A 23709-nucleotide genomic window follows, 5' to 3' on the forward strand; every position below is an offset into this window, starting at 1 on the left:
CGCTACCCCCATCGAGACCGAGAGAAGACAGAAGCCTTATGGCTACCACTTCGCTTGACCTTGCCAAGGTCCGCAACATCGGGATCATGGCGCACATCGACGCGGGCAAGACGACGACCACCGAGCGCATCCTGTACTACACCGGTGTCTCGTACAAGATCGGTGAGGTCCACGACGGCGCGGCGACCATGGACTGGATGGAGCAGGAGCAGGAGCGTGGCATCACGATCACCTCTGCTGCCACCACCTGTCACTGGCCGCTGAACGACGTCGACCACACGATCAACATCATCGACACCCCGGGCCACGTCGACTTCACCGTCGAGGTGGAGCGTTCGCTGCGCGTGCTCGACGGTGCTGTCACGGTGTTCGACGGTGTCGCCGGCGTTGAGCCGCAGTCCGAGACCGTCTGGCGTCAGGCGGACCGCTACGGCGTCCCGCGTATCTGCTTCGTCAACAAGCTCGACCGCACCGGCGCCGAGTTCCACCGCTGTGTCGACATGATCATCGACCGCCTCGGTGCGACGCCGATCGTCATGCAGCTGCCCATCGGGGCCGAGGCCGACTTCCAGGGTGTCGTCGACCTCGTCACGATGAAGGCCTTCGTGTGGTCCGCCGAGACCGCGCTGGGCGAGGCGTACGACATCATCGACATCCCGGACACGCACACGGAGACCGCCGCCGAATGGCGCGGCAAGCTCCTTGAGGCCGTGGCCGAGAACGACGACGCCATGATGGAGCTGTACCTGGAGGGCGAGGAGCCCTCCGTGGAGCAGCTGTACGAGGCCATCCGCCGCATCACGATCGCCTCCGGCAAGGGCGACGGCACCACCGTCACCCCCGTGTTCTGCGGTACCGCGTTCAAGAACAAGGGCGTTCAGCCCCTGCTCGACGCCGTGGTCCGTTACCTGCCCTCCCCGCTCGACATCGAGGCGATCGAGGGCCAGGACGTCAAGAACCCGGAAGAGGTCATCAAGCGTCGTCCTTCCGAGGACGAGCCGCTGGCGGCCCTCGCGTTCAAGATCGCGAGCGACCCGCACCTCGGCAAGCTGACCTTCGTCCGCGTGTACTCCGGGCGCCTGGAGTCGGGTTCTGCCGTGCAGAACTCGGTCAAGGGCCGCAAGGAGCGCATCGGCAAGATCTACCGGATGCACGCCAACAAGCGTGAGGAGATCGAGTCGGTGGGTGCCGGTGACATCGTCGCCGTCATGGGTCTGAAGCAGACCACCACCGGTGAGACCCTCTGCGACCCGGCGAACCCGGTGATCCTGGAGTCCATGGACTTCCCGGCCCCCGTGATCGAGGTCGCGATCGAGCCGAAGTCCAAGGGCGACCAGGAGAAGCTGGGCGTCGCGATCCAGCGTCTGGCCGAGGAGGACCCGTCCTTCCGCGTCAAGACCGACGAGGAGACCGGGCAGACGATCATCGCCGGCATGGGTGAGCTTCACCTGGACGTGCTGGTCGACCGTATGCGCCGTGAGTTCCGCGTCGAGGCCAACGTCGGCAAGCCGCAGGTCGCGTACCGCGAGACCCTGCGCAAGGCCGTCGAGCGCCTGGACTACACGCACAAGAAGCAGACCGGTGGTTCCGGCCAGTTCGCGAAGGTGCAGATCGCCCTTGAGCCGCTTGAGGGCGACGGCTACGAGTTCGTGAACAAGGTCACCGGTGGCCGTATCCCCAGGGAGTACATTCCCTCGGTGGACGCGGGTGCGCAGGAGGCCATGGAGTTCGGTGTGCTCGCCGGCTACCCCCTCACGGGTGTCCGCGTCACCCTTCTCGACGGTGCCTACCACGAGGTCGACTCCTCCGAGATGGCCTTCAAGATCGCCGGTTCGATGGCCTTCAAGGAGGCCGCCCGCAAGGCCAGCCCGGCCCTGCTGGAGCCGATGATGAAGGTCGAGGTGACGACGCCCGAGGACTACATGGGTGACGTCATCGGCGACATCAACTCCCGTCGCGGTCAGATCCAGTCCATGGAGGACCGCCACGGCGCCAAGCTCGTCACGGGCCTGGTTCCGCTGTCGGAGATGTTCGGCTACGTCGGAGACCTCCGCAGCAAGACCTCGGGTCGCGCAAGCTACTCGATGCAGTTCGACTCCTACGCCGAGGTTCCGCGGAACGTCGCCGAGGAGATCATCGCGAAGGCCAAGGGCGAATAACTCACCCGAGTTAACGCCGTAGGCTTGACTCCGGAGCCCGATGGGGCGCCCCCACCGCTACAGCGGCGGGCGCCCCGGGGCACCGGGCATCCCAGCAAAGATCACCTGGCGCCGATGAAGCAAGGCGTACAGAACCACTCCACAGGAGGACCCAGTGGCGAAGGCGAAGTTCGAGCGGACTAAGCCGCACGTCAACATCGGCACCATCGGTCACATCGACCACGGTAAGACGACCCTCACGGCCGCCATTACCAAGGTGCTGCACGACGCGTACCCCGAGCTGAACGAGGCCTCGGCCTTCGACCAGATCGACAAGGCTCCCGAGGAGCGCCAGCGCGGTATCACCATCTCCATCGCGCACGTCGAGTACCAGACGGAGACGCGTCACTACGCCCACGTCGACTGCCCCGGTCACGCGGACTACATCAAGAACATGATCACCGGTGCCGCCCAGATGGACGGCGCGATCCTCGTGGTCGCCGCGACCGACGGTCCGATGCCGCAGACCAAGGAGCACGTGCTCCTGGCCCGCCAGGTCGGCGTCCCCTACATCGTCGTCGCCCTGAACAAGGCCGACATGGTGGACGACGAGGAGATCCTGGAGCTCGTCGAGCTCGAGGTGCGTGAGCTCCTCTCCGAGTACGAGTTCCCGGGCGACGACCTTCCGGTCGTCAAGGTCTCCGCTCTGAAGGCCCTTGAGGGCGACAAGGAGTGGGGCAACTCGGTCCTGGAGCTCATGAAGGCCGTGGACGAGTCCATCCCGGAGCCCGAGCGCGACGTCGACAAGCCGTTCCTGATGCCGATCGAGGACGTCTTCACGATCACCGGTCGTGGCACCGTCGTCACCGGCCGTATCGAGCGCGGCATCCTGAAGGTCAACGAGACCGTCGACATCATCGGTATCAAGCAGGAGAAGGCGACCACCACGGTCACCGGTATCGAGATGTTCCGCAAGCTGCTCGACGAGGGCCAGGCCGGTGAGAACGTCGGTCTGCTCCTCCGTGGCATCAAGCGCGAGGACGTCGAGCGCGGCCAGGTCATCATCAAGCCCGGCTCGGTCACGCCCCACACCTCCTTCGAGGCGCAGGCGTACATCCTGTCGAAGGACGAGGGTGGCCGTCACACCCCCTTCTTCAACAACTACCGTCCGCAGTTCTACTTCCGCACCACGGACGTGACCGGCGTCGTGACCCTCCCCGAGGGCACCGAGATGGTCATGCCGGGCGACAACACCGAGATGACCGTCGAGCTCATCCAGCCCGTCGCCATGGAAGAGGGCCTGAAGTTCGCCATCCGTGAGGGTGGCCGGACCGTGGGCGCCGGCCAGGTCACCAAGATCAACAAGTAAGTCTTGTTGCTCGCGTGAGCTGAGTACGACCTCTGACCCGCTCGCGGGTCACCGCTCCGGGCCCTGCCCCCGTCCTTCGTGGACGGGGGCAGGGCCCGGAGTTTTTTTGTGCGGTTACGCCGGGGCGATGGGGTTGTTGGGGCCGTCCGGGCCGTCCGGGTCGTCCAGGTCGGACAGGTCGAGGACGAAGCGGTAGCGGACGTCGTTGCGGCTCAGGCGGTCCAGGGCCTCGTGCACCTGGGCCGAGGGAAGCAGTTCGATGTCGGCGGTGATGCCGTGCTCCGCGCAGAACTCCAGCATGGCGGCGGTCGCGGGCAGGCCGCCGCTTCCCGCGCTGCTGAGCTTCTTGCGGCCCACGAGCAGGTCCATGGCCTCCACGGTGAGGGTGCCCAGGTGCCCGAGGTGGCTGAGCGTCCCGTCCATCGCGACGAGGCGCAGGTAGGGGCCTACGTCGTGCGGGGCCGAGATGGTGTCGATGAGGACGTCGAAGCGGTCGCGGGCGGCGGCCATCTGCTCCGGGTCGGAGGAGAGCACCAGATCGTGGGCGCCCAGCCGCCGGGCGTCCTCGGCCTTGTCCGCCGAACGGCTGATGACGGAGGTCTCGGCGCCGAGGGCGACGGCCAGTTTCACCGCGAGGTGCCCGAGGCCGCCCAGCCCCGCCACGGCGACGCGGGTGCCCGGCCCCACGCCGAGGCTGCTCAGGGGTTCCCAGACGGTGATCCCGGCGCACAGCAGGGGAGCGGCGGTGGCCGGGTCGAGTCCGGCGGGCAGGGGATGGGCGAAGTGTTCCCGTACGACGTACTCGCGCGCGTAGCCGCCGAGCGTGGTCGTCCTGTCCTGCCGGTCGGTGCCGCCGTAGGTCAGGGTCGGGAAGGTGTGGCAGAAGTTCTCCTGACCGGCCCGGCACATGGGGCAGGTGCCGCAGGAGTCGACGATGTTGCCGACCGCCACCGGGTCGCCGGCGCGGAAGCGGGTGACCTCGGGCCCGGTCTCCGTCACGGTGCCGGTGAACTCGTGGCCCGGCACCAGGGGCGAGTCGTCCTCGGCGGACCGGGCGCCGAGGGCGTGCAGGTCGGTGTGGCAGACGCCGCAGTAGTCGACCCGGACCGCGAGGTCGTCCGGGCGCAGGTCGCGCCGCTCCAGCGGCACCCGTCGCAGTACGGCCGGGTGGCCGTCCGCCTTCCATCCCACGGTGGTTCTCATGCGGGTCTCCTTCAGGGTGATCGGCGGACAGTTCGCGGCCGGCTGGCCGGCTGGCTGGCCGGCCGGTCCAGCGCCGGACAGTTGGCCAGCCGACGCCAGACAGACTGTTCGGTCTGTTTGTCTTTCGTCCGAGCGTAAGCCGCGTGGAGCGGGCGGGCAAACCAACCGTTCTGTTTGGTAGCCTCCGGGTATGGCGCAACAGCCCTTGACCTCCCGCGGAGCGGCGACGTACCAGCGCATCATCGAGGTGGCGACGCAGGAATTCGCGGAGTACGGGATCGCCGGTGCGCGCGTCGAGCGCATCGTGGCGGCCGCCCGTACGAACAAGGCGCAGCTCTACACCTACTTCGGCAGCAAGGACGGCCTCTTCGACGCGATCTTCTTCGGCTCGCTGGAGCGGATCACCAACGTCGTCCCGATCGACGCGACCGACCTCGCGGACTGGGCCGTGCGCCTCTACGACGAGTATCTGCGCCGCCCCGACCTCATCCGCCTGGCCACCTGGGCCCGCCTGGAGCGCCGCTCCGCCGGCCACCTGGTGGAGGACCACGAGCACTTCGACGACCCCAAGCTCCGCGCCATCACCGAGGCGCAGGAGGCCGGCCTGGTACGCCGGGGCGACCCCTTCGACCTGAAGGCCATGGTGATCGCCATGTCCATGGCCTGGTCCCCGGTGAGCAACGTCTACGCGGCGACCGCCGACGAACCGCCCGAGGTCCACGAACAGCGCCGCGCCCTGCTCCGCGAGAGCGTGCTCCGCGCGGTGGGGGTGGAGTGAGGGGGCGCGGCGCTCGGGTTGTGCCGGGAGCGTGGACAGGTGCTCGTACCTCGCGTGGGAGGTGTGGTTCGCGTCCCGGGCAGGTGTGGAACGCGGTCCCTGATTGGGGTTAGCTGTTCTCGTTCGCAGACGATCCGGCTTTTTCTGTGGACCGTGCGGAGCCCGGCCGTGGCCGAGGCCGAGGGCGAAGCAGAGGTGACGACTGGAGAGAAGCACCCGTGGACACTCCCCGCCTGGAAGAGGTGCGGCTGACCTCGTTCAAGAGCTTCACGCGCCAGGTTCTGCCCCTTCAGGACCTGACCGTGCTGATCGGCAGGAACGGCAGCGGCAAGTCCAACGCGCTCGACGGTCTCATGGTGCTGTCCCGGCTCGCCCTCGGGGAGCCGGTGCGTGACGCGCTGGACGGGCCCCGCGTGGGCGAGGAGGCGATCCGGGGCGGGGCGGAGGGGTGCGCGCCGCTGGGGGAGGACGCCTTCACGGTCGGCGTCCGGGTGCGTTCCGGTACGGCCGTGTACGACCTGGACGTCACCGTCGCGGTCTCGCCCGAGGTGCGCGTCCTGAGCGAGAGGCTGACAGCCGTCGAAGGCGTGCCGTACGCGGGGCGCCGGCTGGGCAAGGGGCGGGCGCTGCTGGCGAGTGACCCTCCCGACCCGCGACGCGGCGATCTCGACGTGCGGTACTTCAACGGCAGACGAGGACTCGATCCGGGGCTCCCTTTCGCCTCCGACCGGTTGCTGTGCTCGCAGGTCCCCGTGCGCGTCCCGGCCACCACGGAGGCCACGAAGCTGGTGCACCGGGCGGCGCAGGAGGTCCTGGAGGTACTGCGCGGGGTCTTCCTGCTCGATCCCGTCCCGCATCTCATGCGCCAGTACGTCAACGCGCGGGACGTCGAGCTGCGGCGCAGCGCCGACAACCTGAGCGCGGCCGTCGACGGGCTGAAGCACGCGGACAAGGACGCCTTCGACCGGCTGACCCGGCTGGTCGCGGGGATGCCGGAGTACCCGGTGCGCGGGGTGCGCAGCGTGGGGACGCGGCTCGGCGACGTCCAGCTCGTGCTGCGCGAGGACGGCTACCACGGCCGGGTGCACGACGTGCCCGCACGGCTGCTGAGCGACGGGATGCTGCGTTTCCTCGCCTTCGGTACGGCCCTGCTCAGCGCGCCCGCCGCCCACCAGCCCCCGGGATCGGCGGGGCAGCGGCATCTCGTGATCGAGGAGGTGGAGAACGGGCTCTACCCGACGCAGGCGGCGCGGGTGCTGGAGCTGATGAAGGACGAGTCGGTGCACCGCCGTATCGACGTCCTGTTCACCACGCACAGCCCGGCCCTGCTCAACTCGCTGACCGCGCAGGACCATTCGGGTGTGGTCGTGTGCACGAGGGACCCGGACTCGGGGGAGAGCGTGCTCTCGCGCCTCACCGAACTTCCGGGCTACGTGGATCTCATGGCCGCGGGGGAGCTGGGCGACGCGGTCACGAAGGGGCGTCTGCCGGAGGCCGTCCGTCCGAGGGACGGGGAGCCCGGTGGCGTCGAGGACTTCCTGAGGAGCCTGTGAGCCGTGCCTGCCTCTTCCTCCTCGTCCCCGGCGCTGCCGCGCCCGGTCGTGGACTTCCTCGACACGTCGGTCCTGGTCGAGATCCTCGACGTGCCGCACATGAACGCCCAACGCGCTTCTGTGCTGGCCGAGATGGACCGACGGCTCAGAGCGCGTGCGGTTCGTCCTGCCGACGGCCACCGTCATCGAGACGGGTAACCACGTCTTCCAGATCAAGGAGGGCACGGCGCGCCGTGACCGGGCCGAGAAGTTCGGCAGTCTGCTGGTGAAGACGGCCATGGGGGAGGCTCCGTGGGTCCTGCACGAACGGACGTGGGGCGGTGACTTCCTGCGGACGCTCCAGAGCGGGGGAAGCACCGGAATCGACCTCGCCGAACACGCCACCCGACAGTTGCTGGGCGCCGGGGATCTGAGCATCGTGGCCGAACGGGATCTGTACGCGGCCAGGGTGCGGGCCGACGTCAGGATCTGGACCTTGGAGCGCACGATGGGAGCCTGGGCGGGACCCGTCTGAGGCCGTTGCGGTCGCTCGGCGGGCGTTTGCGTGGCCCCGGCGTCCCGGCGTCCCGGCGTCCCGGCGGTCGTCGGCCTCGGGCTGAGTGAACCCGGCCTCGACGGCGACACCCTGTGGACGGGCGTGGCCGGCCTCGTGGTGTGGATACCGCTCGTCCTGTTCCTGCGGCCGCCGCACACGCGGGAGTACCGGATCGCGGAGCGCCAGGCGGCGGCGAGCACGGGGGACCGGGGGCCGGGGGAAGCCTGAGAGGTGCGGGCTCCTGCTCCCCTCCGTCCGACGAGTGCCCGCTCTTCCCGACGAGTGCCCCCCCCTGCCCGATGAGTGCTCGCGCCGGACCGGCGTGCCCGGTGCCCTCCCCGGCGGCGTCGTTCAGTGCCCGCCGGTGAGTTCTCCGCTCAGCTTTCCGTGCAGCGCGGCGCTGGCCGGGTTCAGGCCGACGATCTCGACCGTGCTGCCGCGCTCCCGGTACTTGGCCTCGACGGCGTCCAGGGCCGCGACGGAGGAGGCGTCCCAGACGTGTGCCTCGTGCAGGTCGATGACGACGTGCTCCGGTGCCGTCGCGTAGTCGAACTGGCCGACCAGCTCGTTGGAGGAGGCGAAGAAGAGTTCGCCGGTCACGTGGTGCACGACGGTGCCGCCGTCGGGGTCGGTGACCGAGGTGACGCGCGTGAGGTGGGCGACGCGCCGGGCGAACACGGTCATCGCGGTGACCGAGCCGACCACGACGCCGATCGCCAGGTTGGACGTCGCGACGACGACCGCGACCGTGATCAGCATGACGGCGATCTCACCCAGCGGCATGCGCCGGAGCGTCTTCGGCGCGATCGAGTGCCAGTCGAAGGTGCCGAAGGCCACCATCACCATGACGGCGACGAGGGCGGCCATGGGGATGTCGGAGACGACCGGCCCGAAGACGACGCACAGCACCATCAGGAACGCGCCCGCCAGGAAGGTCGACAGGCGGGTGCGGGCCCCGGACACCTTCACGTTGATCATGGTCTGGCCGATCATGGCGCAGCCGCCCATCCCGCCGAAGAACCCGGTGACGATGTTGGCGATGCCCTGGCCGACCGATTCCCGGGTCTTGGACGAACGGGTGTCGGTGATCTCGTCGACGAGTTTCGCCGTCATCAGCGACTCCATGAGCCCGACCAGCGCCATCGCGAGCGCGTACGGGGCGATCGTCGTGAGGGTGTCCGTCGTGTACGGCACGTCGGGGAGCCCCGGCACCGGCAGCGAGGAGGGCAGCGCCCCCTCGTCGCCCACGGTCGGGACGGCGATGCCGGCGGCCACGGTGAGCGCGGTGAGGACGGCGATGGACACGAGCGGGGCCGGGATCACCGTGGTGATCCTCGGGAAGAACACGAGCAGGGCGAGGCCCGCGAGGATCAGCGGGTAGACCGGCCACGGCACGTCGTGCATCTGGGGCACCTGCGCCAGGAAGATCAGGATCGCGAGGGAGTTGACGAAGCCGACCATGACCGAGCGCGGCACGAAGCGCATGAGCTTCGCGACGCCGAGCGCGCCCAGCACGATCTGGAAGACCCCGGCGAGGACGACGGTGGCGACGAGGTAACCGAAGCCGTGCTCCCGGTTCATGGGGGCGATCACCAGGGCGACCGCCCCGGTGGCCGCCGAGATCATCGCCCTCCGTCCGCCGACCACGGAGATGGTCACGGCCATCGTGAACGAGGCGAACAGCCCGATCTTCGGGTCGACGCCCGCGATGATCGAGAAGGAGATCGCCTCGGGGATCAGCGCGAGCGCGACCACCAGACCGGCCAGCACCTCCGTCCGCCACACGCGCGGATCGGCCAGCCAGTCGGGGCGCAGCGCCCGCAGCCGGGCGGCGCTGGGCGACGTGGGCGACGTGGGCGAGGGGGAGTCGGCGGAAGGGGTCACGGGACGGCCACCTGAGTCGTACGGGCACGCCCCGGGAGGGGCTGAGCGGGGCGGGGAGGGAGGGGACGGGCTACGGGGGAGGAGGAGGTCGGGGCGGGGCGCGGCCCTGGGCCGCTCGGGCGCACACCCCTCGCTCCAGCGGGAACTGCGGGACCCGCTGGGGGACCTGCGAGAATTGGGGTCGCGCCGGGGCCGCGTCGGCTCTGGCGCGGCGCCTGCGGTGCGCGCGCTCCTGCTGGGGCGGTGCGCACCTGGGCAACTCTACCCTAACGTTAGGGTAGAGATCGGCGTCTCCTTCCCGTGACGCCCAGCACCTCTTCGCCGGGACGAGCGGGAGGGCGGTGCGGTGGTGCGGTTCGGGGCGCGAGTCGGAGTTCGGAGGATCGGTGGGCGTGGACGGCGGGCACATGCAGATCGGTGAGGTCGCCGCGCGGACCGAGCTGTCCCTGCGCACCATCCGGCACTACGAGGAGACCGGCCTCGTCATTCCGAGCGCCCGTTCCCAGGGCGGATTCCGTCTGTACACGGAGGCGGACGTCGCGCGCCTCATGGTGATCCGCCGGATGAAACCGCTGGGCTTCACCCTGGACCAGATGCGCGACCTGCTGGACGCGACGGACCGCCTCGACGCCGTCGACGGCGGGCAGGACGCGAAGGACGGGGCGGCTCGTGACGTCCTGCTGGAGCGCGTACGGGAGTACGAGCGGGCGGCGACGGAGCAGGTCGAGAAGCTCCGTGTCCAGCTGAGCCGCGCCGAGGACTTCGCCGCGACTCTGCGCGCGCGACTCGACGAGGGGTAGCGGAGCCGGTCACTTGCCCAGTTCGCGGGCCAGGGCGGCGCGCCGGGCCAGTACTTCGTCCCGCGATCCGGCCATCTCCCGCAGCGCGGACTTGCGTTCGCGCTGGGCGAGCCGGTCCAGGTAGAGACGTCCGTCCAGGTGGTCGGTCTCGTGCTGGAGGCAGCGCGCGAAGTAGCCGCGGCCCTCGATCGTCAGCGGTTCGCCCTTCCAGTCCTGGCCCCGGACGACGGTCCGGTCGGGCCGGGCCACCACCCGGTACGGCCCGGGGACGGACAGGCACCCCTCGCTCTCCTCGACCAACCTCCGGTGTTCCTGCGGTACTTCGTCCAGTACGGGGTTGGCGATGTGCCCGACGTGGCGCACCCCCCAGTCGTCCGTGATGTCCCAGACGAACAGGCGCAGGTCCACGTCCACCTGGTTGGCGGCGATGGCCGCGCCGCGTGCGACGTGGTTCGTGGCGAACATGTCGTCGATCAGCGCCGACAGTCCGGGGGTCCCGAAGGCGGTGACCGGCCGGCACCGGCGGCGCAGGATCTCCTCGCCGACGACGGTGACGCGCCGCACCCGCCCGCGCTCGGTCTCCGGGGTGACCAGGGGCCAGGAGGCGACGGGTTCGCCCTGCACGCGGACGCGGACGCGGTCGTGGTCATGGTCGTGGACGCGGTCGTCGGGGGTGCGGTCGCGGGGGTCGCGGGGCCCCTCCGTGCGGTCACTGGATCGGACAGCGGCCATGTGTGTCAACGCCTCCCCGGCACCCGTCAGTTCGCCGGGGGCCTGCCTGCTTGCCGCACCGGCGAAGTCACCGGTCCCCGGCCCCTCTTGACCGGAGGCTTTGCAAAGTAGCACTCTTTGCAAAGTGACTGAAGACGAGATTTCCTCTGCGGCCGGTGCGTCCGGTGCGTCCGACGCTTCCCAGGGGGCTGCCGCGTCCGACGGGCGCCGGTCGCCGCCGCGTGCGCCCCGCTCGCTCCCCGATCACCCCGTACGGGTGGCCCTGCTGGACCTGCTCGCCGAGGTCGGCACCCTCACGTCCACGCAGGCCGCCGCCCGCCTCGGCCACAGCAGCGGCCTGTGCTCCTTCCACCTGCGCCAGCTCGCCCGCCACGGGCTGATCGAGGAGGCGCCGCACTCGGGCGGCAAGGCCCGGCCGTGGCGGCTGCGCTGGGAGGGCGAGTCCGAGGGCGGGAGGCCGGACGATCGTGGGCACGGGCTCCCCGAGGGCTTCGCCGGGCTGTCGCGCGAGCTGGAGGACGAGAGTTATGACAGGTGGCGGGCCGAGCGGGACCGGGCGCCGAGCGCATGGCGGGAGGACGAGTCCTTCAGCGCCGTACTGCACCTGACGCCCGAGGAGTTGACGGCCCTCGCGGACTCCGTACGGGGGCTGCTGGCCGAGTACCGCGAGCGCGAGACGCGCCCGGGGACCCGCCCGGCGGGGAGCGTGCCGGTCGCGGCGGTGGTGCGGATGTTCCCGCTGGTGGACGGGGAGCCGGGGCGGGGGGAGGAGTAGCGAGGGGGCGGGGGCACCGTCTCCTCTCCAGTGGAGCCGCGAAAAACCCGGCACGCCGCCCCCCGACAAGGGGCTGACGCGCCGGGCGGGACGTCGCGTGCCGGTCAGGCCGCTTCGTCGGTCGGCCAGATGGTGCGGTGGTCGGCCAGGCCGAGGATGGCCTCGGCGTCGTCCACCGGCGGGTAGATCCACTCGGTGTTGATCTGCTGCTTCAGCTGCTTGGCGTCCTGGCCGGTGAGCTGGACCACGCGGTCCCAGCCGGCCGTGAGCACGGCGCCGGCCGGGCCCAGGTCGAGGCAGGTCACGTAGGGCGCGGGGGCGAAGGGCACCGGATCGGTCCCCAGCAGGTCGGCGGCGACGTTGTGGCCCGCGAACTTGCCGAGCGGCACGGCATGCTGGCAGCTCTGCGTGACGAAGTGCCCTTCGCCGGCCACGGCGGCGGCGGTGTCGCCCGCCGCGTAGACCTCGGGCGCGCCGACGACGCGCAGGAACGCGTCGACCTCCAGGCGGCCCATGCGGTCCCGCTCGCCCGGGATGTGCGCGGTCAGCGGGCTGGCCGCCATCCCGGCCGTCCAGATGACGGTCGAGGCGGGGATCGTCTCCCCGTCCGCGAGGTGCACGACGCCGTCCTCGTACCGTTCGACGGTCGTGCCGAGCCGCTGCTCGATACCGAGGCCGTCCACCACCTCGGTGATGTGCGGGCGGGGCGTGGCGCCCAGCTCGGGGCCCAGCTCGTCCGCGCGCTCCACGAGGACGACCCGGACCGCCTGCCCGTCCGGGGCGAACTCGGCGAGCCGCCCGGTCAGTTCGGTGGCGACCTCCAGCCCGGTGAAGCCCGCTCCGACGACGACGGCGGTGAACTGCCCGTCACGCCCGGCCTGTTCGGAGAGGCGGCGGACGTGGTGGTCGAGGGCCGCCGCCGCGCCCATGGTGTCCACGTCGAACACGTCCTCGGCGCCCGGGAAGCGCGGGCGGGCCGTCTGGCTGCCCGTGGCCAGGACCAGGCGGTCGTACGGCAGGGACAGGGACTCCCCGCCCCGGCTCAGGGCTGTGACGCTCCGGGCCTCGGTGTCGATGCCCGTGACGGTGGCGGCGACCCGGCGTACGCCGATGGGGCCGAGCACCCGGTCGAGCGCGACGCGCTTGCTCTCGGGGTCCGCCTCGTACAGACGCGGCCGTATGACGAGGTCGTCCCCGGCGCTGACGAGCGTCACCCGGATCTCCTCGGCCGGTCCCGCCTGGGGGCCGGCCGTCGCTGCGGCGTGCAGGCGCGCCGCGCGGACGGCGCCCGCCGCGCTCCAGACACCGGCGAAGCCGCCACCAATAACCAGGATATTTTTCATCCGGATTCACCTCCTGCGTCTGCGCGGCTCGTGCCGCGCGATGGTTTGGGTCGGGGCGACCGCGCTCGTACGCGGACGGTCGCCCTGGTTGTTCTGCGGTTGTTCTGCGGTTGTGCTGTGGCCGCCCGGTCGCTCGCGGTCAGTCGCTGCCGAGGGCCCTGCGGACGGCGCCGCCGACGTTCGGGGCGTGCTCGTCGGTCGCCCGGCCCACGTCGGCCAGGGACTGTGCGGCCAGGGCCTCGCGCCAGGCGGTCTCGGCCCTGCCGAGGGCGGACTTCACCGCGCAGGGCAGCGCGAAGTCGTCCGGCCCCGAGCACTCGGCGCCGACCAGGCCGCACTGCCGGATCTCGGTGCAGCGGAAGAGGGGTTCGTCGCCCTCGATGGCGAGGACGACGTCGAGCATGCTGATGGCCTCCGGTGCCCGCGCGAGCAGGAACCCGCCCCGCGCCCCCGGCACCGACTCCAGCAGCCCGGCCCTGACCAGCGCCTGGAGCTGCTTGTGGAGGTAGGGGCCGGGCAGGTCGTGTCCGGCGGCGAGCTGCGCGGTCGCGACCGGCCTGCCGTGGTCCACCCACGCCAGATTGAGCAGCGTGTGCACCGCCCACTCGACGCCCTTGCTCATCCTCATAACCTGGACACTAAATATCCGGAATCGAAGGTGTCAAATTGTCCGGGCGTCCGGGCGTCCGGGTGTCCGGGTGTCCGGGTGTCCGGGTGCGGTGCGCGGCGGCTGAGGCGGTGCCGCAGCCCCGGGGCTCCGGCGGGCCGGTCTGGGGGCCCGGCAAAAAGCCCCCCGCCCGCGCACCGGGTGCTCTAGTCTCCCTCGATGGCCAGCGACCCGATGACCAGCGACCCGTCCCCTCTCACCCTCACCGTTCTGGGCAGCGCGACGCCGTACGCGCTCGTGGACAACCCCTGTTCCGGCTACCTGGTGTCCGGCGGCGGTGCCCGGGTGTGGGTGGACGCGGGCAGCGGGACGCTCGCGCAACTGCAACGGCACGTGCGGCTCGACGAGTTGGACGCGATCTGGATCTCGCATCTGCACGCCGATCACAGCGCCGACCTGCTCACCGCCTATTACGCCGCGCTCTTCGCCGACATCCGGCTCCCGGCGCCGATCCCGCTGTACGGCCCGCCGGGGATCGCGGACCGGCTGGCCCACTTCCTCACCAACGGCGCCAGTCGCAGCCCCGTCGAGTCCGCCTTCGCCGTCGGGGAACTGCACGACGGGCACCGGGCGCGGGTCGGCGGCCTCACGCTGACCAGCGGGGCGGTGGCGCACGGCATGCCCGCCTTCGCCCTGCGCGTCGAGACCGGGACTCCTGCGGGGCTCCCGACCGGAACCGGGACCCCGGGCGGCCGGTCCCGGTCCCTGGTCTACTCCGGTGACTCCGCCCCCTGCGCCCGCCTGACGAGCCTGGCCGAGGGCTGCGATGCCCTGCTGTGCGAGGCGGAGAGCGCCGAGGCCCCGGCGGGCGACGAGGAGCGGGTGCACCACACGCCCGAGGACACCGGGGAGACCGCGCGGGCAGCCGGGGCGGGACGGCTGATCGTCACGCACGTGGGGCGGTTCCTCACGCCGGAGCAGGCGGTGGCCCGCGCCTCGGCCCGGTTCGACGGTCCCGTCGACTACGCGGCGCCCGGCGCGGTGTTCACCATCGACTGAGCCGGGTGTCCGGCTGGGAGAGCGGGGAGGGTACGGGGACGAGCTTCCGGCCGGCGGCGTACGCCACCGCTCACCCGTCCTGCCCCGCCGCCCCCCGCCGCCCGCCCGGCGCGTCGGCTCGTACCAGCGCCCGGGCCAGGTCGGTGGCGGCCGGCAAGGTGTCGAGCGGGAGTGGCTGCGTGGCGAGGACGCCCTCGTGCAGGACGAGGAGGCGGGCGGCGAGGGTGGTGGGGTCCGGGCAGTCCGCTTCGGTGGCGAGTTCCTCGAAGAGGTTCCGCAGCCAGAGCTTCTGGTTCGCGGCGATGCGGTGCGCGGGGTGCGAGGGGTCCGGGAGTTCGGCCAGGGCGTTGATGAACGCGCAGCCGCGGGCGTTGGTCCCGCTCCAGATCCGCAGTGCGTCGAAGGGCGCGGTGACGGCCGCGACGGGCTCCTCGCAGGCGTCGACGCGGGCGCGGACGAGTGAGCGCCAGCGCTGGTCGCGTTCCGCGAGGTAGGTCGTGACCAGGCGGTCCTTCGAACCGAACCGGTTGTAGAGGGTCCGCTTGGTCACGCCCGAGCGTTCGGCGATGAGGTCCACGCCCACCGCGGTGATGCCGCGCTCGTAGAACAACTCCTCGGCCGCCGCGACGATGCGGCGGCCGGCCGGTGTCATGGGCGGCGACGCGTCCGGCTCTTCGGCCCCCTGGGGCGTGGTCCCTCGCGTGGAATCTCCCCGCATCCCGGCGTTCCTCCGCATCTCGGCGTCCCCTCGCATCTCGGCGTCCCCTCGCATCCCGGCGTCCCCTTGCATCCCGGCGCTCCTTCACCGATCGGTGTACGGTGGAGGAAGTTCACCGATCAGTGTACCTGCGAGGAGGTTGAACGATGGGTCTGCCCGAGACCATGCGCGCGATGCGGATCACCCGGCACGGAGGTCCCGAGGTCCTGGAGCCGGCGGAGGTGGCCGTGCCCGTCCCGCAGCCGGGTGAGGTCCTGGTCGAGGTCGGTGCCGTGGCGCTGAACAACACCGATCTGTGGACCCGGGAGGGCGCCTACGGCCGTCCGGAGGACCCGGAGGCCCTGTCGGGCTGGCGGGGCCCGCTCGACTTCCCGCGTATCCAGGGCGCCGACGTGTCCGGCCGGGTCGCGGCGGTCGGCGCCGACGTGGACGGGGGACTCCTCGGCCGCCGGGTCGTCGTCGACCCGGCGATCTACGACTCCGAGGGCCCGGACGCGCATCCGGTGGGCCTGATGGGCAGCGAACGCGACGGCGGCTACGCCGAGTTCGTGACCGCGCAGGCCGGGCGGGTGCACGACGTGACGGACTCCCCGCTCACCGGCGACCAGCTCGCGACCCTGCCGACCGCCTACGGCACGGCGCTCGGCATGATCGAGCGGGGAAGGCTGCGGGAGGGGGAGACCGTCCTCGTCTCGGGGGCGTCCGGCGGGGTCGGTGTCGCGCTGGTGCAGCTCGCCCGTGCGCGGGGCGCGAGGGTGCTCGCCATCAGCAGCGGATCGAAGATCGAGGCGGTGCGCGAGGCGGGCGCCCACGAAGTCCTCGACCGCGCGCGGGAGATCGCCGGGCAGGTGCGGGCCGCCGCCCCCGAGGGGATCGACGTCGTACTCGACGTGGTCGCCGGGGACCTGGTGAGCGAGGGGCTGCCGTTGCTGCGCGAGGGTGGCCGGTGGGTCGTGGCCGGTGCGCTCGGCGGGTACGGGGTGGCCTTCGACGTACGCCGTCTCTACCTGCACAACGCCCAGTTGATCGGCTCCGCGATGCACACGCCCACGCACTTCGGCCTCCTCGTGGACCTGGCGCGCGAGGCCGCGTTCCAGCCCGTGGTCGCAGCGACGTTCCCCCTGGAGCAGGCCGCCCGGGCGCAGGAACAGCTCGCCCGCAGGGACCACGTGGGGAAGATCGTCCTGCACCCTTGAACGAGGGTCGGCCACCCGGGGTCCCGGGACCGTCGCCCGGCCGGGGCGGTGCCGGAGGTCACCTCCGTACGGCGGGGATCACCTTCGTGCTGCGGGGCTCACTTGTCGTCCGACATGATCCATGGCCAGGTGAGGGCGCAGACCACGAAGGGCGCGATGGGCAGGGTCAGCAGCCACAAGCCCACGGTCGCCGGTGAGTAGACGTAGTACTGCCACTGCTCCGGGAGGGCCGACGGCGCGGCGAAGAGCACGAGAAGCGCGAGCTACGTAGCCACCACCACCGCCACCAGGCGTACCGCGATCATCCCTGTCGGCTCCCCCGGCGACGGCTGTGAGCGCCCCTTGGAGGCGCTGGAGGCGATGGTACGAGAGACGGGTGATCGGGGCCGGGCCCGGGCCGGGTCCGGTGTGGCCACGGCGGCACCGGAGCCGTCCCGGGCGCCCCGGTGACTGGGAGTCGCCGTCCGCCTCAGGGCGCCGGTACTGGTCGCAGCCGTGCACGAGTGGCTGTGGCCGGCACCGCTTCGCAACGGCCCTCGGACGACGTCGAATCTGTTGCCCTCGGGGTCCCGCACGGCGGCCGCGTGGAGCCCCGTGCCCGGTTCGTCCCGTCCGTTCATCCCGTCAGGCAAGCCCGGGACGGTGGGGCGCCACGGCCTGGGGTGGGGCGTCTCTCGCGCAGTCCCTGCACTGTGACGCTTTGGTGGGGAGGGCGCGTTCGCAGGTGTCGCAGCTGTGGGTCCAGCGGGTGGTGGAGCGTGGTGCGGGGCGGGGTGTTTCGTACGGGGTGGGGCGGGGGCCTGGTGGGGGCATGGGTGGCAGGCCGGTGCGTAGGCGGTGGGTGAGGAGGGCTGCGGGGCGGTGGAGGGGTTCGGGGAGGTTGGTGGTGAGTGCGGTGCGGATGGCTTCGGGGCCTGCCTCCCGCGTGAGCCATTCGGCGACGGCGGGGGTGAGGCGGGTGACTTCTGTTGCGGAGAGGAGGAGGCGGGGGTCGGCGTGGCGCAGGGAGATCAGGATGCGGACCGCGCGCGTCTCCACGGCGGAGAGGGGTGCCGGTGGCGTCTCGGCCCGGGTGTCGGCTTCGCTGCCGGTCTCGGTCTCGGTCTCGGTCTCGGTCTCGGCCCCGGTCCCGGCCCTGGTCACGGTCCCCGTCCCGGTCCTGGTCCCGGTCTCGGTGTGCGGCGCGGGTGCGGTCGTCGCGGCGGGTGCGGGGGTGGGTGGTGTGGGCTCGTGGCGGTCGTCGTACGCGTCTTCGGGCGGCAGCGGCTGTGGCTGTGGTTGTTGCGGTACGGCCTTGGTGCGCGACAGTCGGGCGACGCGGGTGACGACGGTGGGGCGGGTGGGGGCGGTGTCCCCCTTCGGCTGGTTGTACGAGGTGGTGCGGGTGACGATGGCGCCGCTGGGCAGTCGTACGCGTTCGCGGTGGTAGTAGCCGTGGTGTTCCAGTTCGCGCAGGGCGGTGGCGATGCGGGCCTCGCTCTCCGGGAAGCGGGAGGTCAGCCGTTTGATGCTGACGTCGGCTCCGGCGGGGAGGGACTGGATGTAGACGGCGAGGCCGATGGCGATGAGGCTCAACTCGGCGTGTTGTGCGAGGTGGTTGCCGATCACGGTGAAGTGCGCGGTGTGTCGGCGGTTGGAGTGCGTGACTCCGCGACAGGGCGCGGACAGCCGATTAAGCTGGGTCCCAGCCATGAGGAAGGCTCTCTCTTCCGAAGTGGTTAGGCCCTCGCCGGGATGCCAGTCCCTGCGGGGGCCCATCTGCGTTATGGGCGTGTGCAGTTGTGAGGAAGTCTCGGTGTTGCTCGCGGCGAGCATATGCCAGCACAGTTGCTGCTTTACCAGCCCAAACGTCCTCGTTCACCCCTACGGGTGAGCTTGGGGACGGGTTCCGGCAGGCAGGCAGGCAGGAAGGGTCCTTCTCTCTCGTCCTTTACGGGGTGATGTCGCCCGGCAGCGGGTCGCGCATCACCGGGTCGCAGGTTCCCGCGACCCGGTGACGTGTGCGGCGGGCGACGTGCGTATCGGAACGGGACTCACCGCAGAGCCAGTTCGGCCCATACCGTCTTGCGGGGGACGGGGCCCTGCTCGACGCCCCAGTCGTCGGACAACGCCGAGATCAGGAGCAGCCCGCGCCCGCCCTCGTCCTCCGCCCCGGGCACCGAGACCACCGGCTCCCGGTCACGCCGCGTGTCCGTCGCCTCGATACGGAGGGTGTCGGTCGTGGCCCGCATGGACAGCAGGAAGTCCCGCCCGCGCACGTTCCCGTGCGTGACGGCGTTCGCGGCGAGTTCGGCGATGATCTGCGCGGGAGCCTCCAAGGGAAGCTCCCAGGAACGCAGTTGCTCAACGGCCAGCAGGCGCGCCAGGCGCGCGCCCCGGAGCGTGGAGGAGAGCTGCACGCTGAAGTGTCGGACGGTTTCGGGGGTGTGGGTGATTTCGTGATTCACGTCACTAAGGTTCGTTCGCTCTGCGTAGGCTGACCAGTGACGATGCCTGTACGGATCGTGACTGTCCAGTAGGGTTGAAGGCTTGTCCGGTGCTGTCCGGGTGAACGGAGTGACTATGGTCGTGAACGGGGCTGTGGACCCGGAGGAGTCCGGCTGGGACTTCGAGGATGAAGACGAGGCCAGTGCGGTACTCGCGGCAGTGGGGCGCCAGATCAAGTTGTGGCGCCAGGCCGCCGGGCTGTCACAGCCGGAGTTCGGCAAGGCCATCGGGTACGGCGAGAACTTGGTGTACAAGGTTGAAACGGGGCAGCGGATTCCCCGGCCGGAGTTCCTGGACCGCTCGGACGAGGCGCTCGGTGCGGAAGGCAAGATCTCGGCCATGAAGCAGGACGTGGCCGAGATCAAGTACCCGAAGAAGCTACGAGATCTCACCAAGCTGGAGAAGAAGGCGCTGGAGATCGGGGCCTACGGCAGCCACAACATCCATGGGCTGCTTCAGACCAGGGAGTATGCCGAAGCGGCCTTCGATGAGCGACGCCCCGTCCTGTCCTCGGAGCGGTACGAAAACCTAGTGGCCGCACGGATGCTTCGGCAGGAGGTGTTTACGTGGGAGCCGATGACGACGCTGACCTTCGTACAGGAGCAAGTGACGCTTGAGCGCCCCATCGGTGGGCCTGACGTACTGCGCCGTCAGCTCCTGCACATCTTGAAGCTCAGCAGGCAGAGGAACGTCGAGTTCCAGGTGATGCCAACGGGTACGAGTGAGCACGCCGGGCTGAGCGGGGAGTTCCAGCTGCTCAAGCTTCGGGACGGGTCGGCGATCGGCTATTCCGAGACCCAGTTGACGAGCCGACTGGTAGATGATCCGAAACAGGTACAGGTGCTCGAACTGCGGTATGGGATCATCCGCTCGCAGGCCCTGTCGCCACGCAGGTCGCAGGAATACATCGAGAAACTGCTGGGAGAGACATGACTCTGAAGCCTTCTGCCATGGACCTTGCGGGGCTGGAGTGGTTTAAGAGCAGTTACAGCGGAAGTAACAACAATGACTGTGTTGAGGTGGCAGTGACTCCCGGCGTCCTGCATGTCCGCGACTCCAAGGACGTACGCCGTCCGGGCCTTGGTTTCGCTCCGGCTGCCTGGTCGGCATTCGTCTCGTCCGCGCGGGTCTGACTTCTCGGTCCGTTGCTCGCTCGTCACGGTCGGCGGCGGTCTTGTGCCGTCGACCGTCGCGGTCCAGGCTTGGGCGTATGGACGCTTACCGGCAAGGCCCGTTGAAGTGGTTCAAGAGCAGCTACAGCGACTCCAGTAACGGCCCCTCCTGCGTGGAGGTCGCCGTGGCTCCCGGTGCCCTGCATGTCCGCGACTCCAAGGACGTGCGTCGTCCGGGCCTTGGTTTCGCCCCGGCTGCGTGGTCGGCGTTTGTCTCGTCCGCGCGGGTCTGAGCGGCTGCTGTCAACGCGGTCTTGTGCCAGGCCACTTCGCGCCTCAGTCTGAAGCGCATGGACACGTACCGGCACGGCTCCGCCCCCTTGGCGTGGTTCAAGAGCAGTCACAGCGACTCCAGCGACAGCAGCGCTTGTGTGGAGGTGGCCGTGGCCCCCGCCGCCCTCCTCGTCCGTGACTCGAAGGACACCACGCGCCCCGCCCTCGGCTTCGCCCCGGCCGCGTGGTCGGTCTTCGTCACGTCCGCGCGAAGCTGACTCCTCGACGGGTGTGCCCCGCCCGGCCCGACTGGAACCGCGTACCGCCTCCACGCCGAGCCGCAGCCCCAGGCCCGGGGCCAGGCCCAGGCCGTCTACGACGCGTCGTCGGCGGGCGGGTGATCGGTGGAGAGGGTGAGGTCCGCCCAGGTGTCGAGGTCGCGGTCGACCGCCTCGCGGCCGGCCCGTACCAGGCGCAGGGCGTCGGACCCGAGGACGAGGTGGGCCGGAGGGGTTGGCTCGTCGAGTACGCGCAGGAGGGCGGCGGCCGCCTTCGCGGGGTCGCCGAGCTGTTTGCCGCTGGCGCTCTGCCGGGCGGCGCGGATCGGCTCGAACAGCTCGTCGTAGTCGGGGACGGTACGCGGGGCGCGCACCATGGAGCGGCCCGCCCAGTCGGTGCGGAAGGAACCCGGCTCGACGGCCGTGACGTGGATGCCGAACCCGGAGACCTCCTTGCCGACGGCTTCGAGGATGCCTTCCAGGGCGTACTTGCTTCCGCAGTAGGCGGAGACGCCGGGGAAGGAGGCCAGGCCGCCCATCGAGGTGACGGCCAGGATGTGCCCGCGACGCCGTTCGCGCATGAACGGCAGGACGGCCTGCACGGTGGCGGCGGCGCCGAAGACGTTGACGTCGAACTGGGTGCGCAGCTCGGCCAGAGGCGTCTCCTCGAAGGTGCCCTCCAGGCCGTAACCGGCGTTCGCGATGAGGACGTCCACGGGGCCCACGGACTGTTCCACGTCGCCGACGACGGCGCGGACCGCCGCTTCGTCGGTGACGTCGAGGAGGCGGGCGTGGGCGCGCCCCGGACGCAGAGCGGTGAACGCCTTCGCGTCGGCTTCCCTGCGGACGGTGCCGACGACGGTGTGGCCGGCGTCGAGAGCGGCGGTGGCGAAGGCGCGCCCGAGGCCGCTGCTGACGCCGGTGATCAGGAAGTTCCTGGTGGTGGTCGTCCCGGTCATGCCTGGGTCTCCTTGTAGAGGACGAGGTGCTCGTGGAAGAGCACGCCGTCGCGGATGTCGCCGGTGGCGGTGAAGCCGGTGTCGTCGACGTAGTCGAGATGGCTGCCGGTCACGGTGTAGCGGCCGGTGTAGGCGCTGCGGCGGGTGCCGCGCGCCTCGTCGTAGCGGCCGTCGGGCAGCAGCTCCTGCCGGATGTGCCCGTCCGCGGTCACCCACATGCCGACCACGTCCACGTCACCGGTTCCTTGTGCGGAGGTGCCCTCCGGCGGGCTCGTCCGGTGTCTCATGATGCGTTCCTTCCCGTTCGCGGGTGCTGACCTGGCCACCAGCGTGGCCGGGCCGGGGGAGGGGAGCCAGGACGAGTCGTGCCCGGGTACGGCACACCCAGGCACGACGGCGGGACGCGGATTAGCCTGAAAAGGTGACCAGAAACGATCTCGGGGACTTCCTGCGCGCCCACCGCGCCCGCCTGCGGCCCGCCGACGTCGGACTCGCCTCGTACGGTGTGCGCCGGGTGGCGGGGCTGCGGCGGGAGGAGGTCGCCGTCCTGGCCGGAATGAACAGCGACTACTACGCCCGCCTGGAACAGGGCCGCGAGCGCAGCCCCTCCCCGCAGATCCTCGACGCGATCGGCAACGCGCTGCGCATGGACGACGAGGCGCGCGAGCACCTGTTCCGGCTGGCGGGCACCGCGCCGGACGGCGAGCGGCCGCAGCCACGGGAAACGGTCAGTCCCGCGCTGCGCCAGCTGCTGGACGGATACCCGAACGCCGCGGCGTTCGTGCTGAACCCGGCCACCGACTTCCTGGCGTCGAACGCGCTGGCCGACGCCCTCTTCTCGGCGTTCGGCACGAGGGACAACATGGCCCGCATGACCTTCCTCGACCCGGCCGCCCGGGGGTTCTTCACGCGGTGGGACCGGGCGGCCGAGGCGGTCGTGGCCGGACTGCGTCACGCCACCGGCCTCGACCCGCACTACCGGCGTCTGCACGACCTCGTCGACTCGCTGACCGAGGCGAGCGAGGAGTTCGCCGAGCTGTGGTCCTCGCACACCGTCCATGGCAAGACCCGGGACGGCAAGGAGGTCGTGCACCCCGACGTCGGCCCGCTCGACCTCACGTACCAGACCTTCGACGTGCGCGGGGCCCCCGGCCAGCAGTTGGTGATCTACCACGCCGCACCGGGAAGCCCCGCCGCGGAGGCACTGACCCTGCTCGGCAGCCTGCACGCCACCCGTCACCCGTAGCCCTTCCCGGAGCGGTAGCGCAGCCGACGGTTCGGCCGCCTCCCTCCCCGTCCGCGACTCGAAGGACCTCGCGCCCGCCCTCGGCTTCGCGCCGGCCGCCTGGTCGGTCTTCGTCGCGTCCGCGCGGGTCTGGCTCTCCGGTCCACTTCTGGGCCGTCGAGCCCGTCTCGCCGTTACCCGGCCGACCACCATCGCGGCCTGAGACCATCGAGCGCATGGGTAAGCACTCTCGTCCCGGGCCGCCGAACCAGCCGTCGCGCGCCGTCGCACGCGTCGACGGCGATGAACCGCTCGCCGAGTACCACCAACGGCGCCGGGCGCCGATGGACGTCTACCGCCGCCACCGTCCGCTGCACGGCGGTGCGGGTCACCTCCGGCCCGAACAGCCCAGGGTCCTGGAGACCTGGGACGGGTTCGCCTACGTCCCCGCCGGGACCGCCGAGAACCTGCTCGCCGCGCAGGCGTGGGCGAGCGGGACCGAAACCGGCGCCGGTGCCGGTGAGGCGTAGATCCCGGACGTCGGCCGGCCGGGAAGGTCGCGGGCCTCCGGCGCCTCACCTCGTGGCAACCCTCCAAGATCGGCCCGGCATCACTGTCCTGTACCGGGCCCCCGCCGGGACGCGTACGGCTGGAGACTTGGGGGACCGGCGCTCGCGGACGCGGC

At 70.9% G+C, this 23709-nt stretch carries 28 protein-coding genes and 1 pseudogene; 18 read left to right on the top strand and 11 right to left on the bottom strand.

Going from position 1 to position 23709, the window contains the following annotated elements:
• The first annotated feature begins 38 nt into the window (after positions 1–38).
• Together fusA and tuf are read left to right on the top strand one after the other, a co-directional pair.
• Positions 39–2159 (top strand): elongation factor G, encoded by a 2121-nt coding sequence (gene fusA, locus AB0J21_RS18190; RefSeq protein ID WP_363146985.1) that lies wholly within the window; start codon positions 39–41, stop codon positions 2157–2159.
• A 154-nt stretch (positions 2160–2313) separates the two neighbouring features.
• Positions 2314–3507: an elongation factor Tu gene (tuf, locus tag AB0J21_RS18195; RefSeq protein ID WP_363146986.1), complete on the top strand. Its 1194-nt coding sequence runs from the start codon at positions 2314–2316 to the stop codon at positions 3505–3507.
• A 114-nt stretch (positions 3508–3621) separates the two neighbouring features.
• Here tuf and AB0J21_RS18200 read toward each other — a convergent pair whose 3' ends face one another.
• Complete coding sequence (locus AB0J21_RS18200; RefSeq protein ID WP_363146987.1) at positions 3622–4710, bottom strand: NAD(P)-dependent alcohol dehydrogenase; 1089 nt, start codon at positions 4708–4710, stop codon at positions 3622–3624.
• Positions 4711–4900: 190 nt separating this feature from the next.
• On the opposite strand from AB0J21_RS18200, the gene AB0J21_RS18205 reads away from it, so the two are divergent.
• From AB0J21_RS18205 to AB0J21_RS18225, 5 genes are all read left to right on the top strand, one after another.
• On the top strand, positions 4901–5488 hold the full coding sequence (locus AB0J21_RS18205; protein WP_363146988.1) for a TetR family transcriptional regulator: 588 nt from the start codon (positions 4901–4903) through the stop codon (positions 5486–5488).
• Between the two features lie 218 nt (positions 5489–5706).
• Entirely contained in the window at positions 5707–7041 is a 1335-nt protein-coding gene (locus AB0J21_RS18210) for an ATP-binding protein (protein WP_363146989.1), read from the top strand.
• A 3-nt stretch (positions 7042–7044) separates the two neighbouring features.
• Positions 7045–7239 (top strand): hypothetical protein, encoded by a 195-nt coding sequence (locus AB0J21_RS18215; protein WP_363146990.1) that lies wholly within the window; start codon positions 7045–7047, stop codon positions 7237–7239.
• Positions 7196–7555, top strand: coding sequence for a hypothetical protein (locus AB0J21_RS18220; RefSeq protein ID WP_363146991.1), 360 nt, complete (start codon positions 7196–7198; stop codon positions 7553–7555). Before AB0J21_RS18215 ends, AB0J21_RS18220 begins: the two co-directional genes overlap by 44 nt.
• Before the next feature lie 30 nt (positions 7556–7585).
• Entirely contained in the window at positions 7586–7804 is a 219-nt protein-coding gene (locus tag AB0J21_RS18225) for a hypothetical protein (RefSeq protein ID WP_363146992.1), read from the top strand.
• Positions 7805–7927: 123 nt separating this feature from the next.
• Here AB0J21_RS18225 and AB0J21_RS18230 read toward each other — a convergent pair whose 3' ends face one another.
• Positions 7928–9460 (bottom strand): SulP family inorganic anion transporter, encoded by a 1533-nt coding sequence (locus AB0J21_RS18230; RefSeq protein ID WP_363146993.1) that lies wholly within the window; start codon positions 9458–9460, stop codon positions 7928–7930.
• A gap of 392 nt (positions 9461–9852) precedes the next feature.
• Between AB0J21_RS18230 and AB0J21_RS18235 the strand changes: the two genes are divergently transcribed.
• Positions 9853–10260 carry a MerR family transcriptional regulator gene (locus AB0J21_RS18235; RefSeq protein WP_363146994.1) on the top strand — a complete coding sequence of 136 codons (408 nt, stop codon included), beginning with the start codon at positions 9853–9855 and terminating at the stop codon, positions 10258–10260.
• Between the two features lie 9 nt (positions 10261–10269).
• Here the strand turns inward: AB0J21_RS18235 and def are convergent, their stop codons facing one another.
• Positions 10270–10884, bottom strand: a complete 615-nt coding sequence (def, locus tag AB0J21_RS18240; protein ID WP_363147229.1) for a peptide deformylase — start codon at positions 10882–10884, stop codon at positions 10270–10272.
• A 247-nt stretch (positions 10885–11131) separates the two neighbouring features.
• Here def and AB0J21_RS18245 point away from each other — a divergent pair, with 247 nt between their 5' ends.
• Positions 11132–11767 (top strand): helix-turn-helix domain-containing protein, encoded by a 636-nt coding sequence (locus tag AB0J21_RS18245; RefSeq protein ID WP_363147230.1) that lies wholly within the window; start codon positions 11132–11134, stop codon positions 11765–11767.
• A 104-nt stretch (positions 11768–11871) separates the two neighbouring features.
• Here AB0J21_RS18245 and AB0J21_RS18250 read toward each other — a convergent pair whose 3' ends face one another.
• Together AB0J21_RS18250 and AB0J21_RS18255 are read right to left on the bottom strand one after the other, a co-directional pair.
• The gene (locus tag AB0J21_RS18250) at positions 11872–13110 is read right to left on the bottom strand and encodes an FAD-dependent oxidoreductase (RefSeq protein ID WP_363146995.1); all 1239 of its coding nucleotides are present in this window, start codon (positions 13108–13110) and stop codon (positions 11872–11874) included.
• A 139-nt stretch (positions 13111–13249) separates the two neighbouring features.
• Entirely contained in the window at positions 13250–13738 is a 489-nt protein-coding gene (locus tag AB0J21_RS18255; RefSeq protein WP_363146996.1) for an Rrf2 family transcriptional regulator, read from the bottom strand.
• Positions 13739–13951: 213 nt separating this feature from the next.
• Between AB0J21_RS18255 and AB0J21_RS18260 the strand changes: the two genes are divergently transcribed.
• Positions 13952–14776, top strand: coding sequence for an MBL fold metallo-hydrolase (locus AB0J21_RS18260; RefSeq protein WP_363147231.1), 825 nt, complete (start codon positions 13952–13954; stop codon positions 14774–14776).
• A gap of 70 nt (positions 14777–14846) precedes the next feature.
• Here AB0J21_RS18260 and AB0J21_RS18265 read toward each other — a convergent pair whose 3' ends face one another.
• Complete coding sequence (locus AB0J21_RS18265; RefSeq protein WP_363146997.1) at positions 14847–15428, bottom strand: TetR family transcriptional regulator; 582 nt, start codon at positions 15426–15428, stop codon at positions 14847–14849.
• A 212-nt stretch (positions 15429–15640) separates the two neighbouring features.
• Here AB0J21_RS18265 and AB0J21_RS18270 point away from each other — a divergent pair, with 212 nt between their 5' ends.
• Positions 15641–16690 carry a zinc-binding dehydrogenase gene (locus AB0J21_RS18270; protein ID WP_363146998.1) on the top strand — a complete coding sequence of 350 codons (1050 nt, stop codon included), beginning with the start codon at positions 15641–15643 and terminating at the stop codon, positions 16688–16690.
• A gap of 98 nt (positions 16691–16788) precedes the next feature.
• On the opposite strand, the gene AB0J21_RS18275 is transcribed toward AB0J21_RS18270, so the two are convergent.
• The 3 genes from AB0J21_RS18275 to AB0J21_RS18285 all read right to left on the bottom strand — a co-directional run bounded on the left by AB0J21_RS18275 (position 16789) and on the right by AB0J21_RS18285 (position 19137).
• Positions 16789–16941: a hypothetical protein gene (locus AB0J21_RS18275; protein ID WP_363146999.1), complete on the bottom strand. Its 153-nt coding sequence runs from the start codon at positions 16939–16941 to the stop codon at positions 16789–16791.
• A gap of 373 nt (positions 16942–17314) precedes the next feature.
• Positions 17315–18382, bottom strand: coding sequence for a helix-turn-helix domain-containing protein (locus AB0J21_RS18280; protein ID WP_363147000.1), 1068 nt, complete (start codon positions 18380–18382; stop codon positions 17315–17317).
• A gap of 341 nt (positions 18383–18723) precedes the next feature.
• A complete protein-coding gene (locus AB0J21_RS18285) occupies positions 18724–19137 on the bottom strand; it encodes an ATP-binding protein (protein WP_363147001.1) in 414 nt (137 codons plus the stop codon).
• Positions 19138–19252: 115 nt separating this feature from the next.
• On the opposite strand from AB0J21_RS18285, the gene AB0J21_RS18290 reads away from it, so the two are divergent.
• From AB0J21_RS18290 to AB0J21_RS18305, 4 genes are all read left to right on the top strand, one after another.
• Positions 19253–20110, top strand: coding sequence for a helix-turn-helix transcriptional regulator (locus AB0J21_RS18290; RefSeq protein WP_363147002.1), 858 nt, complete (start codon positions 19253–19255; stop codon positions 20108–20110).
• Positions 20107–20310 carry a DUF397 domain-containing protein gene (locus tag AB0J21_RS18295; protein WP_363147003.1) on the top strand — a complete coding sequence of 68 codons (204 nt, stop codon included), beginning with the start codon at positions 20107–20109 and terminating at the stop codon, positions 20308–20310. The genes AB0J21_RS18290 and AB0J21_RS18295 overlap by 4 nt, the downstream gene beginning before the upstream one ends.
• Before the next feature lie 77 nt (positions 20311–20387).
• Positions 20388–20582, top strand: a complete 195-nt coding sequence (locus AB0J21_RS18300; protein ID WP_363147004.1) for a DUF397 domain-containing protein — start codon at positions 20388–20390, stop codon at positions 20580–20582.
• A gap of 57 nt (positions 20583–20639) precedes the next feature.
• Complete coding sequence (locus tag AB0J21_RS18305) at positions 20640–20840, top strand: DUF397 domain-containing protein (RefSeq protein ID WP_363147005.1); 201 nt, start codon at positions 20640–20642, stop codon at positions 20838–20840.
• Positions 20841–20935: 95 nt separating this feature from the next.
• On the opposite strand, the gene AB0J21_RS18310 is transcribed toward AB0J21_RS18305, so the two are convergent.
• Positions 20936–21799, bottom strand: a complete 864-nt coding sequence (locus AB0J21_RS18310; protein WP_363147006.1) for an oxidoreductase — start codon at positions 21797–21799, stop codon at positions 20936–20938.
• Entirely contained in the window at positions 21796–22086 is a 291-nt protein-coding gene (locus AB0J21_RS18315; RefSeq protein WP_363147007.1) for an Atu4866 domain-containing protein, read from the bottom strand. The genes AB0J21_RS18310 and AB0J21_RS18315 overlap by 4 nt, the downstream gene beginning before the upstream one ends.
• Before the next feature lie 134 nt (positions 22087–22220).
• Between AB0J21_RS18315 and AB0J21_RS18320 the strand changes: the two genes are divergently transcribed.
• From AB0J21_RS18320 to AB0J21_RS18330, 3 genes and pseudogenes are all read left to right on the top strand, one after another.
• Complete coding sequence (locus AB0J21_RS18320) at positions 22221–23045, top strand: helix-turn-helix transcriptional regulator (protein WP_363147008.1); 825 nt, start codon at positions 22221–22223, stop codon at positions 23043–23045.
• 37 nt (positions 23046–23082) lie between these two features.
• Positions 23083–23247, top strand: a pseudogene (locus tag AB0J21_RS18325) (DUF397 domain-containing protein); the annotation flags it as partial.
• A gap of 13 nt (positions 23248–23260) precedes the next feature.
• Complete coding sequence (locus AB0J21_RS18330) at positions 23261–23554, top strand: DUF6087 family protein (RefSeq protein ID WP_363147009.1); 294 nt, start codon at positions 23261–23263, stop codon at positions 23552–23554.
• The last annotated feature ends 155 nt before the right edge of the window (positions 23555–23709 follow it).

Origin of the sequence: Streptomyces sp. NPDC049954, from assembly GCF_040656295.1 — a bacterium.
Lineage (GTDB): Bacteria > Actinomycetota > Actinomycetes > Streptomycetales > Streptomycetaceae > Streptomyces.

Bases quoted from the DNA above. Each gene is read 5' to 3' on its own strand.
- AB0J21_RS18300 (WP_363147004.1), top strand. From the start codon at position 20,388: ATGGACGCTTACCGGCAAGGCCCGTTGAAGTGGTTCAAGAGCAGCTAC.
- AB0J21_RS18205 (WP_363146988.1), top strand. From the start codon at position 4,901: ATGGCGCAACAGCCCTTGACCTCCCGCGGAGCGGCGACGTACCAGCGC.
- fusA (WP_363146985.1), top strand. From the start codon at position 39: ATGGCTACCACTTCGCTTGACCTTGCCAAGGTCCGCAACATCGGGATC.
- AB0J21_RS18250 (WP_363146995.1), bottom strand. From the start codon at position 13,110: ATGAAAAATATCCTGGTTATTGGTGGCGGCTTCGCCGGTGTCTGGAGC.
- AB0J21_RS18330 (WP_363147009.1), top strand. From the start codon at position 23,261: ATGGGTAAGCACTCTCGTCCCGGGCCGCCGAACCAGCCGTCGCGCGCC.
- AB0J21_RS18260 (WP_363147231.1), top strand. From the start codon at position 13,952: ATGACCAGCGACCCGTCCCCTCTCACCCTCACCGTTCTGGGCAGCGCG.
- AB0J21_RS18315 (WP_363147007.1), bottom strand. From the start codon at position 22,086: ATGAGACACCGGACGAGCCCGCCGGAGGGCACCTCCGCACAAGGAACC.
- AB0J21_RS18295 (WP_363147003.1), top strand. From the start codon at position 20,107: ATGACTCTGAAGCCTTCTGCCATGGACCTTGCGGGGCTGGAGTGGTTT.
- AB0J21_RS18265 (WP_363146997.1), bottom strand. From the start codon at position 15,428: ATGACACCGGCCGGCCGCCGCATCGTCGCGGCGGCCGAGGAGTTGTTC.
- AB0J21_RS18310 (WP_363147006.1), bottom strand. From the start codon at position 21,799: ATGACCGGGACGACCACCACCAGGAACTTCCTGATCACCGGCGTCAGC.
- AB0J21_RS18255 (WP_363146996.1), bottom strand. From the start codon at position 13,738: ATGAGGATGAGCAAGGGCGTCGAGTGGGCGGTGCACACGCTGCTCAAT.
- AB0J21_RS18290 (WP_363147002.1), top strand. From the start codon at position 19,253: ATGGTCGTGAACGGGGCTGTGGACCCGGAGGAGTCCGGCTGGGACTTC.
- AB0J21_RS18270 (WP_363146998.1), top strand. From the start codon at position 15,641: ATGGGTCTGCCCGAGACCATGCGCGCGATGCGGATCACCCGGCACGGA.
- AB0J21_RS18305 (WP_363147005.1), top strand. From the start codon at position 20,640: ATGGACACGTACCGGCACGGCTCCGCCCCCTTGGCGTGGTTCAAGAGC.
- AB0J21_RS18280 (WP_363147000.1), bottom strand. From the start codon at position 18,382: ATGGCTGGGACCCAGCTTAATCGGCTGTCCGCGCCCTGTCGCGGAGTC.
- AB0J21_RS18200 (WP_363146987.1), bottom strand. From the start codon at position 4,710: ATGAGAACCACCGTGGGATGGAAGGCGGACGGCCACCCGGCCGTACTG.